Origin of the sequence: Nitrococcus mobilis Nb-231, from assembly GCF_000153205.1 — a bacterium.
In the GTDB taxonomy this organism is placed as follows: domain Bacteria; phylum Pseudomonadota; class Gammaproteobacteria; order Nitrococcales; family Nitrococcaceae; genus Nitrococcus; species Nitrococcus mobilis.
Map to the genome: position 1 here is coordinate 871,671 of NZ_CH672427.1, position 14,726 is coordinate 886,396.

Here is a 14,726-nt window from a genome sequence, read left to right on the forward strand (position 1 = left end):
ATCCTGCGCGTGACACTTGGTCTGCTCGTGCTCTTGCACGGGATACATAAATTACTAAACGGGGTCGGTGGAGTCGAAGGCATGGTGGTGAATGCCGGCCTGCCCTGGATCTTGGCTTATGGCGTTTTCCTCGGCGAGATAGTCGGTCCCATTCTGCTGATCATCGGTTGGTATGCCCGGATTGGCGCATTGCTGATCGTTATGAATATGATTTTCGCGTTCGCCCTGGCCCACATGAACATGCTATTCCAATTGAACGCCCAGGGTGGCTGGGTGCTCGAGCTTCAAGGGATGTATCTTTTTACTGCGATAACGCTTGCGCTCATAGGCCCGGGACGACTCAGCATCAACGACCGGTGAGCAAATCCCGCAGCCAAGTATTCCAAGTCTACAGCGCCGATCTTTTACCATGGATGCCTTTGGAAAAACGCAGCGCGTCGAAACCGTTGCCGAAAGTGGCGCGAATTTCGCGTTTCCCGTGCATCGGAGTTAAGCATGATGCTAGGCTGCTAAGCAAATGAGCACGCATCACGTCAACGACGTTGGCCCAAGGGTGCAATGCATCCCCGAAGGGGACGATCGGCACCGCCTGACCTGCCCGGACTGCGGCTATATCGCTTATGAAAATCCAAAGATCGTAATCGGCGCGGTATGTCGCTGGGATGCCCGTATCCTACTCTGCCGCCGGGCGATCGAGCCGCGCCGCGGCTATTGGACCTTGCCGGCGGGCTATCTGGAGTTGAACGAATCGGTCGAGGACGGTGCGCGCCGTGAGGCTTGGGAGGAGGCCCGGGCCGAGCTTGCGTTAGGACCACTGCTCGCTGTCTACAGCATAACCCGAATCAATCTAGTCCAGATCATCTTTCGCGCCCGGCTGCTGCGCGCCAATGTAAGCCCAGGCCCCGAATCCAGCGAGGTTCACTTGTTCCGATGGGATGAAATCCCCTTCGCCGAGTTGGCCTTCCCCTCGGTGCAGTGGGCCCTTGAACACGATCGGCGCGCCGAGGAAGGGGTAACCCCAGTGGCCGCGTCCAACCCCGAACCGGAGGTGCCGCTCAAGTCTCCGCCACTCTAGCCCAGCGGCCAGCAAGCAAGAGATCGTACAACTCCGCTATGCACCGAGAGCGGCAGCTACCGAGACCTGTTCGAAGTTTTTCACCACTCACGATCCGATCCAATGCGAAAGCCCCTATCGCCAGCTGGTGGTTGGCCCGGAGGTGGTCAAGTTTCGAGAGCATTTCCGGAATCGGCTGTGCAGCTAGCCGCCTGCCGAACTTAAGAACTTAAGCCTCCCGGCACGTGCCAGATTTATTTACGTCCATTGTGCCCTAGGTAAGCGAGCCGGCAGAACGTCGATGAGATGCAGGAGAACGCAGTGAAACCCGATGTAAAAGCCTTCTTCGACAAAGTGACGAACACGGTAAGCTACGTCGTCACCGATCCCGAGACTCGAACCTGCGCTGTGGTCGATACGGTGCTTGATTTCGATCCGGCGGCCGCGCGCACCAAAACCGACTCCGCCGACGCCGTGATCGACCATGTGCGCCGGCAGGGGTCCACCTGCGCGTGGGTGCTCGAAACCCATGTCCACGCCGACCATCTCTCCGCCGCGCCCCACGTCCAGGAGGCACTCGGCGGCAAGCTCGGCATCGGCGCGGAGATCGTCACCGTGCAGGAGGTTTTTGGCAAAGTGTTCAACGCCGGCACCGAGTTCAAGCGCAACGGCAGTCAGTTCGACCATCTCTTCAGGGATGGCGAGACTTTCCGCATCGGCAATCTCGTAGCCCGCGCGATTCACACGCCGGGCCATACGCCAGCCTGCATGACCTATCTGATCGGTGATGCGGCGCTTGTCGGCGATACGCTGTTCATGCCGGACTACGGCACCGCTCGGGCCGACTTTCCCGGCGGCGATGCGCGCACGCTCTACCGCTCCATACAAAAGCTCTTCGCCCTACCCGACGATACGCGCTTGTTCATGTGCCACGATTACCTCCCCGAAAGCCGCAGCAAGTATCGTTGGGAAAGCACGGTCGGCGAGCAGAAGCGCTCGAATGTGCACGTCCATGAGGGCGTGAGTGAGGATGCCTTCGTGACCATGCGTGAGGCGCGCGACGCCACGCTCGGCATGCCTCGGCTCATCCTACCCTCGATCCAGATAAACATGCGTGCCGGATGCCTGCCGCCGCCCGCGGACAACGGCGCCCACTATCTGAAACTACCGATGAACATGTTTTAGCGTCAGGGCTTAGGCGGATGGGATTTGGGTCTTCGATGCAAATGCACTCTATTCCGTAGCCGTTTCTCAGTAACCCATGGGCCGGTGTAGGATTGTTCGGCCCGTCACGCGGGTTTTTTATTATATTGTGGGGATTATCGATGTTGCTCCAGATACTACTGATCGTACAAGTGGTTGCGATGGCGGGGTTGATCGTCATTGGCGGCTTGGTCGAGGGCTACGGTTACGGGCTGTCGCTCGGCACCCGCTGGCCGTATCACGAAAAGATGCTTACTCGCGCCATATGGCACGACCCCGAAATCTGGCACCGCATGCTCGCCACGATTTTGGGATTGAACGCGATTGTCATTCTGGCACTTGCTCCCACCGCCAACACAATTGCCGGTCTAGTGCTCATCGCCCTTACCGCACTTCTCGGCATAGCCACACTGCATGTGCTAGCCGGCAAGGCACCGGCCTTTCTGCACGGTTTGCACGGATTGCTGGCCTACACCACCTACATTACCTACCTACTGGCGTTGCATCCGGACTCGTTGAGCATTTGGGCCTATCTCGCTGGCATGGTGCCGCTGCACCCGTTTCTACTGATGATTTTCCTCGGCGGTATGACGACCGGACAACGGGGCTATCAACGCCCGATCGGTGCCTTCGTGCTGCCACGCACGAAAGGCCAGTGGGCCTTCGCACTGCACTATCTGGGCGGGCTGCTGTTTCTACTTGCATTGGGCTACTACGCGCAGTCCTACAGCGGTGCCCTGGTTCTCGCGCTAACTCAGTTTATTGTTGGTTTCATGCTCTTTCATGCAGTCAACGACAACCCGAAACGCCCCGGCATTTTGGTCGCCTTTCACCAGATAATGGCGCTGTTGATCCTGTTGGCGATCGTCTATACGTGGCAAGTGCATATTCCCGGTTTGGGTTAACCAGCCATCGGAGTTCGGGAAGGAAAGAAAGATATGCGAAGAATAGCTTGCATAATGGCGGCGGCAATCGTTGTTGCGGCACTGCCCATAGCGGCTATGACGGCTGAGCTTACTACGAAGCAAAGCCCCTATTCGGTCTCCGAGACGCTCGACCGTCTGGAAAATATCCTCGCCGAGAAAGGCATCGCAGTGATGGCGCGGGTCGATCATGCCAAGAATGCGGAAAAGGTCGATCTGGAGTTACGCCCAACCCAGCTGTTGATCTTCGGCAAGCCCGAGATCGGCACGAAGTTGCTGCAACAGGACCAAACCATCGGAATCGATCTACCGATGAAGGTGCTCGCCTGGCAGGACGCAGCCGCTCAGGTGTGGCTCGGCTATGAAGATCCGCGGGCGATCGCGGCTGAGCGGGGTCTCACTGGAGCAAAAGACACCCTTCAAAAAATGGCGGAAGGGCTCGACAACCTAACTGACGCGGCGCTCCGGCAATAAAGGACGACCTGTGACCCAGCTGGTCTGCCCTTACTATTTCAGGTGATGGCAGCCGGTAGAACCCGAGCGGGCTAGAAAAAGGCTCCGGCGAGCTGGAGCCGCTTGCTTTTTGCATGCGTCTCACAATTATTCACTACGATGCTTTTTGCAGGAGGCAATGAGGCTTGTGTGCGGGATCGCGGGCTTGTGGCGCTTAAACCCTGGCGCGAAGATTCGCGGGCCAATTGGGCCATGCGCCAAACGTATGGCGAGCGCACTCGCTCACCGCGGTCCCGACGACGCGGGGCTATGGGAGGATGCAACCGCCGATATGGCTCTGTCCCACCGGCGCTTGTCGATTATCGATCTCTCGCCTGCAGGCCATCAGCCGATGGTTTCGCCATGCGGGCGCTATGTAATCGTTTTCAATGGGGAAATCTACAATTTTCGGGCTCTTCGAAGGGAATTGGCCAAGCTGGGCTGTCTCTTTCGTGGCCATTCCGATACGGAAGTGCTGCTCGCGGCCATTGTCCAGTGGGGGCTGGACAACGTCTTGCCACGCCTCAACGGCATGTTCGCCTTCGCGCTGTGGGACCGGCGGGCACATCGTCTCCACCTGGCGCGTGACCGACTGGGTAAAAAACCGCTGTACTTCGGTTGGATCGGCGGGACATTCGTTTTCGCCTCGGAGCTCAAAGCCTTTCGGGTACTTGATGCATTCCCCGGCGATCTCAACCGCGACGCCATAAGCCTTTATTTGCGCTTCGGCTATATCCCGGCTCCATGGTGCATTTACCAGGGATTCTACAAACTCCGCCCAGGGAGCATCTTTAGCTTCGACCAGCAGCAGAGCCGAGCGCCATTCAATCCGGAGCAATGTGTTCGAGCTTATTGGTCCACACCGAAGGTCGCCCAGGCCGGGGTAGACAATCCGCTCGACAATAACGAACAGCACACCATCGACCTTCTCCAGCAGCTACTGGAAGACGCCACGGCCCAGCGCATGGTGGCGGATGTGCCGATCGGCGCATTTCTCTCGGGCGGCGTTGACTCGTCTTTAATCGTCTCTCTCATGCAGGCGCAAAGCGCCACCCCAGTTAAAACTTACGCGCTGGGGTTCGGTGACGGCCCGGTCAGTGAAACACCTTATGCAAGTGCCATTGCCAACTATTTGGGGACGGACCATACGGAGCTGCACGTCACGGGGAAAGACGCTATCGACATAGTGCCCAAACTGTCGGACATCGTCGACGAGCCCTTAGCGGATTTCGCCCAAGTACCCAATTATCTCATCGCTCGAATGGCACGTCCGCACACCAAGGTCGTACTCACAGGCGATGGCGGAGACGAGTTGTTCTGCGGTTACCCGCGTTTCAACGGTACTGCCAACCAATGGCGTAACTTGCAACGGGTACCGCTGCCCGTGCGCGAGCTCGCCGCACTTGTGCTCTCCTGCCGATCCTGGCCCGAAGGAGAGCAAAACAAGTGGATGAAATCTGCACTGCGCATCGGTGCACGGTCAGTGGACGCACTCTACTTCCAAAAAGTGTCGCAGTGGCTTTATCCGAGCGCGCTACTCATCGGTGTGCAAGAACCCTCAACCGCCTTTCCCGATGGCGGCAAATGGCCTGGTATAACCGACCCTTTGCTGCGCACCCAACTGCTCGACCTGATTCACTACCTGGCCGAGGTGATCCTGGTGAAAGTAGACCGGACCAGCATGGCCACGGGCTTGGAGGTCCGCACCCCACTGCTTGATTACCGGGTGGCGAAATGGTCCTGGCGCCTGCCGCGGCATATGAAAACCCGCGACCAACATGGCAAGTGGATTCTGCGTGAACTGCTTGCCCGGTACCTTCCGCGGCCGCTTTTCGAGCGGCCCAAGCAAGGCTTCGGCGCGCCCATAGGTCAATGGCTAGCCGGTCCGCTGCGCGGTTGGGCAGAAGACTTATTGGCTCCCGAGCGGCTGCGCCGCCAAGGTCTCTTTAATCCCGAGCCGGTGCGGCGAGTGTGGGCAACACGGTCCAGCGACAGCCGTCAGTGGCAGCACCGCATTTGGAATCTGCTTATGCTGCAAGCATGGCTGGATCGGGAGGCCTCGTCAGCGCCGCGTCGCTCAGCTAATACCAAGAATCGGGTGCGAAATGTCGTCTGGCAATGAAATTCACATCTATATCGACCGTACCGAGGCGCAGGAGTTGATCGCCAAAGTCTTGCCCTGGTCAGTTGTTCGCTGAGCACGGTCAATGTTTTTAATGGCGATTTCGCCTGTGGCGATCAAGTGACGCCGCGGCCACCGTCGTTGACGGCCCATCATCAATCGTGAAAATCAGTCCATCAAAGGTGGCGCAGATCAAGCCCGAGGGCATTACAGGACGCTACTACGTCAGTCTGCACAGTGCGATCGCCGAGGCGGCGCCACTCGATCAGTCTAGCGATGAACGGTTTCCGATCATTGGCAGCACCCCTCGAGCTGGATCAGCTGTTCGAGGGCGTCCCAATGATGATATCCGTCCCCGGGTAGAGGCGGAAAATTGCCGACATTAACAGCACGTGACCCGGGCAAGGGCGCATTCACTCAACTTATATCAACGCCCGACTTGGCCATCCAGCAAAGTGCCACGATTGTGTCCCGGCTCAGAGGAAAACGGTGATTACAAAAAGACTTCATCCAAGCACGCGGTTTGCGACGTTTTTTGAGACTGCGCGGATTGAGATTTACCAAGTGAAATTCTCTCATAACATATCCTGCACGGTGCAACACCTTGGCAACGGTATACGGCGTGAACCAATAACGGTGGTCGGTGTTGATACGCTCCACGCCATTCCATACTAACCGTAGGTTCCGGAACCGAAACGCATTGGGTACGGTGATCAGCAATTGGTCCACGCAGTGAGCGTAACGCTCACGGAGGCCTGACAGGAACGCCACGGGGTCGTCGACGTGCTCCACGATTTCGCCTAACAATAGTACGTCCCAGTGTGCCCCACGGATCTCCCGGGCCTCGTCATGCAGCAGGTCCATACAGTACACATCTTGATAGCCCATTTCCCGGCGCACAAACTCCACGCCGGCGACGTCAATGTCCACCCCAAGACAGCGTTGCGCCACTGCATCGATACGGGCATGCAACCAGTGACCCTGTTGCCATTTGCGCCGGATCTGCTCCTCGGAATGGTCTACACAGCCAACATGGATCACCCGCTTTCCTCGTAACATTTCTTCGAGAAGGCGGGTTCTGTCCCAGAGTTTGACATCGAAGGTAGAGTTGGTGTGCAGCAGGCGAATCTTCCGACTGTCGCAGAATGCATCACCCCTTAGATAGGCTTCCACATCATCGGTGAATCTCATCGTGCCGCCATTCTCCCTATGGCCCCATAACCCGCCGCGCTTCACCTAAGAGGGTGTTTAGGGGGTAAACCAAATACGAAGCCAACTTGTTGGAATTGATTGGTGTAAGATCTCGTATGGTTGCGAACCTGACATTTAAACACGGGAGCCCCAAATACCGCCGCGCCGTCAAATATTGTCCTGAAAGTCTCTTGATATCCTAACGGCCAAGTGGCTAGCGCATGCTTCTCTTATCGACATCAACCTGTGCCATGTAAGGTGTGTAGAACGAGATTTGAGAGGCAAACGCCGGCGCTGCATCCCCTACCGCCCCCGCATATAACGCAGCAACTGCGGCAGCGCCTGCATCGGTCCACGCGGATCGCGCTTTGCCCGGCGCAAATCGTCGAGCAAAGTATCGATGTATTCCAGCACTGGCGCCCGCGCTGCCAGTGCTTGCTCGATTCGCTGCCAGTCCTCCCACAGCGCCCCAGAGTCCGAGGCAATCTCATCATGCGCGAGCTGATGGAGCCAACGATAGGCATCACGCACCAGGGGATCGACTGCTTGATTGGCCTCGAGGTCCTCGATAGTAAACTGGCTGTGGCGCAGGCCGAGTACCAAAAAGTCGGTCGCAAAGGCTTTGATCGCAGCCTGGGTTTGCGCCGTCAGCGCAATTCGCAAGCATCGCGCCGCACGCTCAAGCTGAGCGACCGGGTCTGCGATCATGGCATCGTAGTCGACCACGACGAAGCTTCGCTGCGCCACGGTCCGAAAGTAGGGGACGACGTTTACCAGCCATTCCAGGTCGCTTTTGACCTGCACACCCCGCTGCGGATCCAGCTGGGCGCGCGATCTCGCCACGCTGAGCGGGTTGCGCAACGCCACGACATAGCGCACCTCGATATCGAGCTCGCGCAAGACCGCCTCCCAGAACGGCAGCATGCGCAGGGTCCGGGCGTACTTGAAGCCCCACAGCCGGCTCGCGCCGAAACGCCGCTCGATCGTCTGCATGGCGCGGCGCCGCAGCAGCCGAACCTTGGGATTATCCCATTGCGAAGGCGGTATGAGCCGCACGCTCTCGCCGGTGATCCCGAGCGCGCGCTTCAAACGCTTGTTGAGCGCCAGTAGATCGCGATCTTCGAAGAAACCGGTGGGGTTCTTACCACGCCCGCGGCGCAACCGGTTCCCCAGATCCACCCCCAACGCCTGCACCCCGCGGGTGAGTGCGCTGGTGCCACTGCGCCCGGCGCCGAGCACGACGATGGCGGTGTTGCGGGACAATACCCCATGGCCGGATCCATCATCTGCGCTTCCCGCAGGCTCAGTAGTCACGGATCGCCTCGCCCTTGAGACGCGCGCCGATCCGCCGCAGGCTTGCGCGCAGCCGATCGTTGATGACTACGATAAACACCTTACGGTAATACCCTTCTGGAGCACGGATCTCGCGCACCCCATGCCAAGAGTTGCCTTGGCGCTGAAACAACAGGCTGCGGTTACCGAGGCTCTCGCCGGCCAGCGCTTGGTCGAAATCGGCAAAATCCGGTGCCGAGCTGCGCTTGAACCGGCCCCCGTCATCGAGGATGAGGGTTTCACCGCCCCAAGCGGAGTCCCAATCATCCGCGGTGTTGAAGTAGAAAATATGCGAGCCCAGCTTGCGCATCGCATCGCAGTGGGGTGATACCGAGCAACCCCGAGGAGTGTAATGCCAGTGGAAGTTGAGCTGGATCCCGCCGCGGCCGAACAGACGCCGCAAAAACCGATTGTACTCGGTACCGCGCAGCTCCTCGACGAAAGCATGCCAGGGCTCGGCCACCGCGAGGTCCGTGCGGTATTCCAAAGCGAGGCGGTCGTGGGATTTCTGTCCATGCGAGCGCCGGATGCCGAACAGGGAGGTAAACAGCGATGCGTCGGGCAAAGACTCCAACAATCGGCGATAGCCCGCTTCCGTCAACAAACCTTGCGGGTTACACCAAGGGAAAGGTGCGCGTGTACGAAAGGCCTGCTCATCCAATGCCGCCAAGCGTTCGTAATCCAGGTAAGTCATAGGCTCCCATGAGATAGCTGTGCAAGATGATCGCAGCGCGTGGTCGAGCGGCACGATGGGTGCCGAGCGAACCGGTGATACTAGTTTTTGCCGGCCTCCGCCGCGATCGACCCGCGCGACATTAATTGGCGAATACGCGCCACGGCGCGCTCCATATCATCCAGTGGCTGCCCGGTTGCGCTCGCCGCTTGCTCGCCAAACGCCGTGATCAGCCCCCGCTCCTCGAGCACCCGATGATAGGCGGCAAAATCACGCGCCGGCTTGATCAGACCCCAATAAACGAGCCACTGGAAAGCAGACTCACCCAGCCGATTCCCCGCTGCCTGCACTCCTGCGTCGGCGCGATGATCCGCTCGGCGGCGTCCTCGCCGGCGCCCGGGCCAATAGTATACTGCCACTGGCTTGCCGGTGGCGCAGGCTTCGATCGCCAAAGAGGCACTGTCCGCCGTGACGATAAAGCGATCCGCCAGCCGCAAAAACCCTAGATACGGGTTGTCTGGATCCTCCGGGCACCAAGCATAACGATACGTCGGGCAATCCACGGCCTCGAACAGCGCCTTCACGGCGTCACGGCGCGTTCTGGGGCTGGTGGTAAGCAACAGCGCCCCACCCGTTGCCTGCACATAGCGGCTTACCTCCCGACCCAGCCGGTGCGCCGTCACCCGATCCAATATGTAGCTGGAACTATTGCCGCCGACCAGCAATGCGATCAGCGGTCGCGGCAGATGGCGCAAGCGCGGCGCCCAACGCGCCGCAGCCTGCTCCAGGCGATGGGGGTCGATCCGGTTGAGTGGCGCGGTCAGATGAAGCACGTTAGACCGGGCGGGCAGCCGATACTGCGGCAGGGTAATGATCAAATCGAAGCGATGCAGCGGGGCTTGCGCATGCAGCAAATGCACCAGTCGAGTGTGCCCACCGGAGCGCTTCTTGATCCACTGGGCGATCGGCGCACTGCGCCGCGACGCCGCGATCACCAAATCCGGCCACGGCGGGCGCAACGGACTGCAACGCTTTCGTCTAAGGCTGACCGCAGTGCTACCCAGAACGAGGTTGGGACATAGATTGAGGATGTTGTAAGCGAGGCGTTTAGCCTCGTACGGCCAGCCGAGCGCCTCGGCGAGCGCAAGCATCTGCGCGTTACCGCCGGCGCCTTTACCGAGCAAGACCCAGACGCGCGGCACCCGGGCCGTGGGTACTCCAGCCCTCGCCAACTCGACGTCGGCCGTCGGTTGCGAGGCGCCGCTCATGACACCGACTCCGTGCGTCCTTCGACGGCACAGTTCCGATCAGCGGGGCGCACCGGGCGCGGTTTTTCGGGCGTGCGCGAGGCATCATCGTGATCATAAAAGCCCAGTCGCTCGCGCACGCGAGCGGCGAGCTCCGCGCTCTCCCGAAACGGCACGCGGGATCGCAACTCCAATGGAGCGCCGAACATCTGTGCTACGCCGCGTTCGAGCAGGGCCTGATACAACGCGGCCGTATCGCGGGCCGGCAGTACCCATGCCCGGTCGATCAAGCGGGCGCAAAGGTATTGCAGACCGCGCTGGGGCCGTACGCTGCCGCGTTTGTTCCGTGGCTGGGCTTGGGCCTGGCGGGTCACCCAACGGGCGAAGCGGTCCCAGAGCCTGACGCGCTCCGCAATCGGGTAGATATAAAGCGGTTTATCGGTAGCGGCCGCCTCCGCCAGCATCGATTCGCTGTCCCCCGTCACCACGAGCACATCCGCGGCGCCCAAATAGGCGAAGTAAGGATTATCCGCCTCGTCTCTACGCCATTCATGCACGTATTCGGCGCCACCAATCCCGAGCTTGAGCGCCGCGCTCGCGCGGGTACCGGTGCGCCGGCTGGTAACGGCCAACGCCACTCCACCCGCCCCTTGGGCGAACGCCTGCAGGTCCTTGCCCAAACGATACGCGAGCGCCGTATCAAGTATGGAATGCTTGCTGTCACCACCCACCAGCGCCACCACGCGGGGACGAGGCAGCCCAGCGAAGCGCTCCGCTCGACGCTCGAGCGCGCCTCGAAGCCGCTCCCTGCTCACCGGATGCACGGGCAGCAGTGTCTCGATCCGGTTCGCCGCCAAAGGCAAGCCGAAGTGCACGCAGCCGATCAGCAAATCGGACGGCCCGCTCGGACCGTTTTTGCGACCCAACAGCACGGCGCGCAGAGCCGGATTCTCGCAGCGCAGCCAGCGCGCAACCCGGGTGGGAAACCAGCCAGCAGCGATCACCACATCGGGCCACGGTGGGCGCAGTTCACCGCCTCGGCCCGGCCTGGGCGACCAGGCCGGCCAACCAAGCCGCTGCACTATCCATTGCCACAAAAGTGCCCAAGGCAGCGTTTGCAGCAACTTGATCTCATAAGGCCAGGCAAGCGCCTCGGCCAGACCCACGGCTTGTGTGGTATGTCCGGGTTTGCGGTGCGCCAAAACCCAGACGCGTGGCGCACCGCCCACCAGCCGCCCGCCTACCCGCGTCGCCTGGGTCCGCCGCCCGGCGCCATCCCGGGTGTTCAACACCAGGTGGTAGTGTACGCCCGGGTGGCGGCGACTCGCCTGCTCGAAGCAGGAAAACCAGCGGGCCGGGCGACGCGGTGCGATCTCCAGCGTGCTGCCATCCGGTAACCGTTTAAGCACCGCGGCATCGTCCACCTCCACATGCAGCAAGCGATCGCTCAACGCGAACAGCTGCTCGATTAGCCACGGCAAATCCTCATCCGGAAAGTATTCCAAAGCACGTCGACAGAGTACGGCATCGAAGGACTGCGCAGCCCCCCCCTTCTCCCAGGGCGGATAGTCCGGCTCGCTGCGCTCAACCACCCAGTCGGCGGCCCGCTGTACGCGCTCATCAGACAGTGCCGTGCATCCCGAGACGAAGCCGAACTCCAAAATCGTGCGGGCGTGGGATTGCTGTAACAAGCGTTGGACCGCCGGCCAATCCGAAAACCCGGCGTCGACTGCGGTGCTTGACGAGTCGGCAACGGCTGCCGTCAGGCGGCGAAAATGCGCCTGTAAGGCACGATAACCGGCGCTGGGAGTGGATGCATCGAAGAGCTGATAACCCGCTTGATCGGCCGAGCGCTCCAACTCCGACCAAAGCGCACCGACCGGATTGTGCCAATAAACGTAATCATCGGGAAATGGCAGCCACGGCTGGGTCTGCAAGGTGGTGAAATGCACCAGTCGGGACCGGCCTGGGGTGTATTCGCTGTCACGCGCGTTCCAAGCGCCATCCAAGCGGCCCCATGTTCCCGAAACCGCCAACGCCTTGGCCTCGAGCTGCTTGCGGCGCCGCCAGCGCGCGCGCGCCAAGGTCCAAACACGGACCATGCGCGCGCAGTCGATCAACATCACCGAGGTATCCCGCGGCTGGATGGAGAGGAACCCATGCCCCTGCATCGGCGTATCGAACAGCTCAGCAGGATCAGCGAGATAGATTTGGTCAGTGTCATTATAGATTGCCCGCCCCACACCGCCTGCAAGCTCCGGTATGGCAAAGCGATAGGCGGTGAAGCCGGTCAACCACCAGCGCCGATCGAAGCCGGGCAGGTCCTTTAACAGATAAATCTCGTAGCGGCGCGCCGGATCTCTTACCTTAGCAATGGACCACACGAACACCCGCTCCGCGCGGAACTGAGCCCCCTCAGTGCCAAGAAAGATCCGCACCGGGGGTTTATGACTCTCCCCTGTCCCCGGCTCTGCCGGCAACACCACGCACTCCAGCTCGGGCCACCGCTTGCGGCTTCTGGCCGGATCCTTCTGTGCGAGGCCCGCGAACACGCGTTTGATCAGAAATGCCATGCGGTTGGCTCCAAACTGCAGCGAAATCCGAAAATCACGGCTCAGCCGTCACGGTTTGGTCATCGTATTGGGTTTGACCGGCACGTGCACTACGCGCACGGCCATTCCTACGCCAGTTTCGTCCGTTCGGCTTCGGAGGCGAGCCAGCGACCACCCGATCGCCCGGTAGGTACACGCGGCCGACGTAGCATATAATGGCCGCGGCGGACAATTAGAGGAATGACATGGTACAAATACCCGACCGGTACCAACGCGCCGCGGTGATCGGTGGCACGGCCTGGCTCCCCGAGACACTGCGCGTGCACGCCCGGCGCACCTTGCTCGGTACGCTGCAGCGCCGCCAGGCTCGCAGGGCCAACGTGGTGCTCATCGTCCACCCCAAAAGTGGCGGCACCTGGCTGCGGGTTATGCTCTTTCGGCTGTTTCAACGCAAATACGATCTCCCGGCACGGCGGGTGATGAAAACAGACGAACTCCAGCGCTACAACCAAGCCTTGCCTCGGTTCATCGTCAGCAACGGGCATTACAGCTACGAGGCAGCCGTTCGCGAGGTTTTGACCAACGAATCCGCTGACGACAAGCAGCTGATCTTCCTCGCCCGCCATCCTTGCGACATCGCCGTATCCTGGCATCTCCAGTTCACCCGCCGAATCTCGGCAGCCAAGCGTGAGCTCATTCTGCACGAGCTGCATCGGCCGATCGATTATAAAACCATCCCTCTGTGGGAGTTTGTGATGCACCCCGAACTCGGGCTGCCAGGGCTGATCGATTACCACAATCAATGGGCCGAGTTCTTCGCCGGCCGTAGCAACGGTCTCATCGTGCGCTACGAGGATCTGCGGGCCGATACCCGCGCTACGCTGCAACGCATCACGGCTCGCTTGGGCGAGGCATTCAGCAGCGCGGAACTCGATGAGGCGATCGAATTCGCCTCCTTCGACAACCTGCGCCGGCTCGAGGAGGCCAACTACTTCCACAATGCCAGCCTGCGGCTACAGGACCGCGGCGATCTCAGCCGCTACAAAGTGCGGCGGGGCAAGGTAGGCGGCTTCCGCGACGACTTCGAACCGGCGCAGGCAGACGAGATGGAAGCGCTCGTGCGCGCCCATCTGAGCCCGATTTTGGGCTATAGCGGGCCTGTCACCCCAGGCGCGCTAGCTGCCAGCCAACGGGCCTAGCGCGCCAGGCAATGGAGATGTACTCGACGTGTACAGTGCAGACTCTGTGACTGCGCTTGGAGATAGCGAACGCCCGTGGTTCGCCGATGATCATGGAGTGAGCCCCCTAGCTAGTTTCAGTTGCGGTTCGATCCTTGCGAGATGCAGATAGTCATTGTCGTTATGGAGCAGCAACAGCTTGTGCTCGATGGCGATACGCGCAATCAAACAATCTATCGTGGAGCGGACGGTGATGCCCTGATGGCGGCAACGAACGTATAAATGTGCGGCCTCGGCATGACTTCGTACGAAATCTGTTGGGTGATAAAACCGCTGGCTGCCGAGATAATTGCGTAAGTGCTTAAAATCGCGCTCGCTATTGGCGCCCTGGAGCACTTCCTGATAAATCACGCCGGTGATTCCGTAGGGCAAGCGTTGATCAAGCAATACGCGCAGCATTCTGGCGGGGCCGGTATCGCGTTGGCGGAAAAGATCGATCCATACTGAGGTATCAATCAGATACATCACCGCCCCGATCTTGGCGCAACCGCTTGTGGTCGTAGTCAGGATCGATTCGCACTTTGCCCACCAACTCCAGAACATCCTTACGCTGATGGTTTTCCACAAACTCCTTGAGCGCAAGGTGTACCAGTTCCCGCTTGCTCCGGACCTTGGCCAAACGCAACGCCTGCGTGATCAGCTCATCATCCAACTCGATATTGGTGCGCATCATTCAATGCTCCTTATTACACCATCAAA

14 protein-coding genes are annotated in these 14,726 nt (G+C 60.1%); 7 read left to right on the top strand and 7 right to left on the bottom strand.

Features of this window, described 5'->3' with window-relative positions; translation table 11 throughout:
* The 6 genes from NB231_RS03960 to asnB all read left to right on the top strand — a co-directional run.
* Nucleotides 1-360: DoxX family protein (locus NB231_RS03960; protein WP_004999961.1), on the top strand; the 360-nt coding region annotated here is incomplete at its 5' end.
* A gap of 157 nt (nucleotides 361-517) precedes the next feature.
* Nucleotides 518-1,075 carry an NUDIX hydrolase gene (locus tag NB231_RS03965; RefSeq protein WP_004999970.1) on the top strand — a complete coding sequence of 186 codons (558 nt, stop codon included), beginning with the start codon at nucleotides 518-520 and terminating at the stop codon, nucleotides 1,073-1,075.
* A gap of 285 nt (nucleotides 1,076-1,360) precedes the next feature.
* Nucleotides 1,361-2,239 carry an MBL fold metallo-hydrolase gene (locus tag NB231_RS03970; RefSeq protein WP_004999973.1) on the top strand — a complete coding sequence of 293 codons (879 nt, stop codon included), beginning with the start codon at nucleotides 1,361-1,363 and terminating at the stop codon, nucleotides 2,237-2,239.
* 140 nt (nucleotides 2,240-2,379) lie between these two features.
* Nucleotides 2,380-3,162, top strand: coding sequence for a hypothetical protein (locus NB231_RS03975; RefSeq protein ID WP_004999975.1), 783 nt, complete (start codon nucleotides 2,380-2,382; stop codon nucleotides 3,160-3,162).
* A gap of 33 nt (nucleotides 3,163-3,195) precedes the next feature.
* Nucleotides 3,196-3,654 carry a DUF302 domain-containing protein gene (locus NB231_RS03980; protein ID WP_050756045.1) on the top strand — a complete coding sequence of 153 codons (459 nt, stop codon included), beginning with the start codon at nucleotides 3,196-3,198 and terminating at the stop codon, nucleotides 3,652-3,654.
* 157 nt (nucleotides 3,655-3,811) lie between these two features.
* Nucleotides 3,812-5,794, top strand: a complete 1,983-nt coding sequence (asnB, locus tag NB231_RS03985; RefSeq protein ID WP_156776889.1) for an asparagine synthase (glutamine-hydrolyzing) — start codon at nucleotides 3,812-3,814, stop codon at nucleotides 5,792-5,794.
* A gap of 417 nt (nucleotides 5,795-6,211) precedes the next feature.
* Here the strand turns inward: asnB and NB231_RS03990 are convergent, their stop codons facing one another.
* The 5 genes from NB231_RS03990 to NB231_RS04010 all read right to left on the bottom strand — a co-directional run bounded on the left by NB231_RS03990 (nucleotide 6,212) and on the right by NB231_RS04010 (nucleotide 12,810).
* Nucleotides 6,212-6,985 (bottom strand): methyltransferase domain-containing protein, encoded by a 774-nt coding sequence (locus NB231_RS03990; protein WP_004999984.1) that lies wholly within the window; start codon nucleotides 6,983-6,985, stop codon nucleotides 6,212-6,214.
* Between the two features lie 303 nt (nucleotides 6,986-7,288).
* Nucleotides 7,289-8,299, bottom strand: a complete 1,011-nt coding sequence (locus NB231_RS03995) for a sulfotransferase family protein (RefSeq protein WP_156776890.1) — start codon at nucleotides 8,297-8,299, stop codon at nucleotides 7,289-7,291.
* The gene (locus tag NB231_RS04000) at nucleotides 8,289-9,011 is read right to left on the bottom strand and encodes a 2OG-Fe(II) oxygenase (protein ID WP_004999987.1); all 723 of its coding nucleotides are present in this window, start codon (nucleotides 9,009-9,011) and stop codon (nucleotides 8,289-8,291) included. Before NB231_RS04000 ends, NB231_RS03995 begins: the two co-directional genes overlap by 11 nt.
* Before the next feature lie 80 nt (nucleotides 9,012-9,091).
* Nucleotides 9,092-10,258, bottom strand: coding sequence for a mitochondrial fission ELM1 family protein (locus NB231_RS04005; RefSeq protein WP_004999988.1), 1,167 nt, complete (start codon nucleotides 10,256-10,258; stop codon nucleotides 9,092-9,094).
* Nucleotides 10,255-12,810, bottom strand: a complete 2,556-nt coding sequence (locus NB231_RS04010; protein WP_004999995.1) for an ELM1/GtrOC1 family putative glycosyltransferase — start codon at nucleotides 12,808-12,810, stop codon at nucleotides 10,255-10,257. Before NB231_RS04010 ends, NB231_RS04005 begins: the two co-directional genes overlap by 4 nt.
* 224 nt (nucleotides 12,811-13,034) lie before the next feature.
* Here NB231_RS04010 and NB231_RS04015 point away from each other — a divergent pair, with 224 nt between their 5' ends.
* Nucleotides 13,035-13,988, top strand: a complete 954-nt coding sequence (locus tag NB231_RS04015) for a sulfotransferase domain-containing protein (protein WP_004999996.1) — start codon at nucleotides 13,035-13,037, stop codon at nucleotides 13,986-13,988.
* A 90-nt stretch (nucleotides 13,989-14,078) separates the two neighbouring features.
* Here NB231_RS04015 and vapC read toward each other — a convergent pair whose 3' ends face one another.
* Both vapC and NB231_RS04025 read right to left on the bottom strand, forming a co-directional pair.
* A complete protein-coding gene (vapC, locus tag NB231_RS04020) occupies nucleotides 14,079-14,492 on the bottom strand; it encodes a type II toxin-antitoxin system VapC family toxin (RefSeq protein ID WP_004999998.1) in 414 nt (137 codons plus the stop codon).
* Nucleotides 14,479-14,700 (bottom strand): type II toxin-antitoxin system VapB family antitoxin, encoded by a 222-nt coding sequence (locus NB231_RS04025; RefSeq protein ID WP_004999999.1) that lies wholly within the window; start codon nucleotides 14,698-14,700, stop codon nucleotides 14,479-14,481. The genes vapC and NB231_RS04025 overlap by 14 nt, the downstream gene beginning before the upstream one ends.
* Nucleotides 14,701-14,726: the final 26 nt, after the last annotated feature.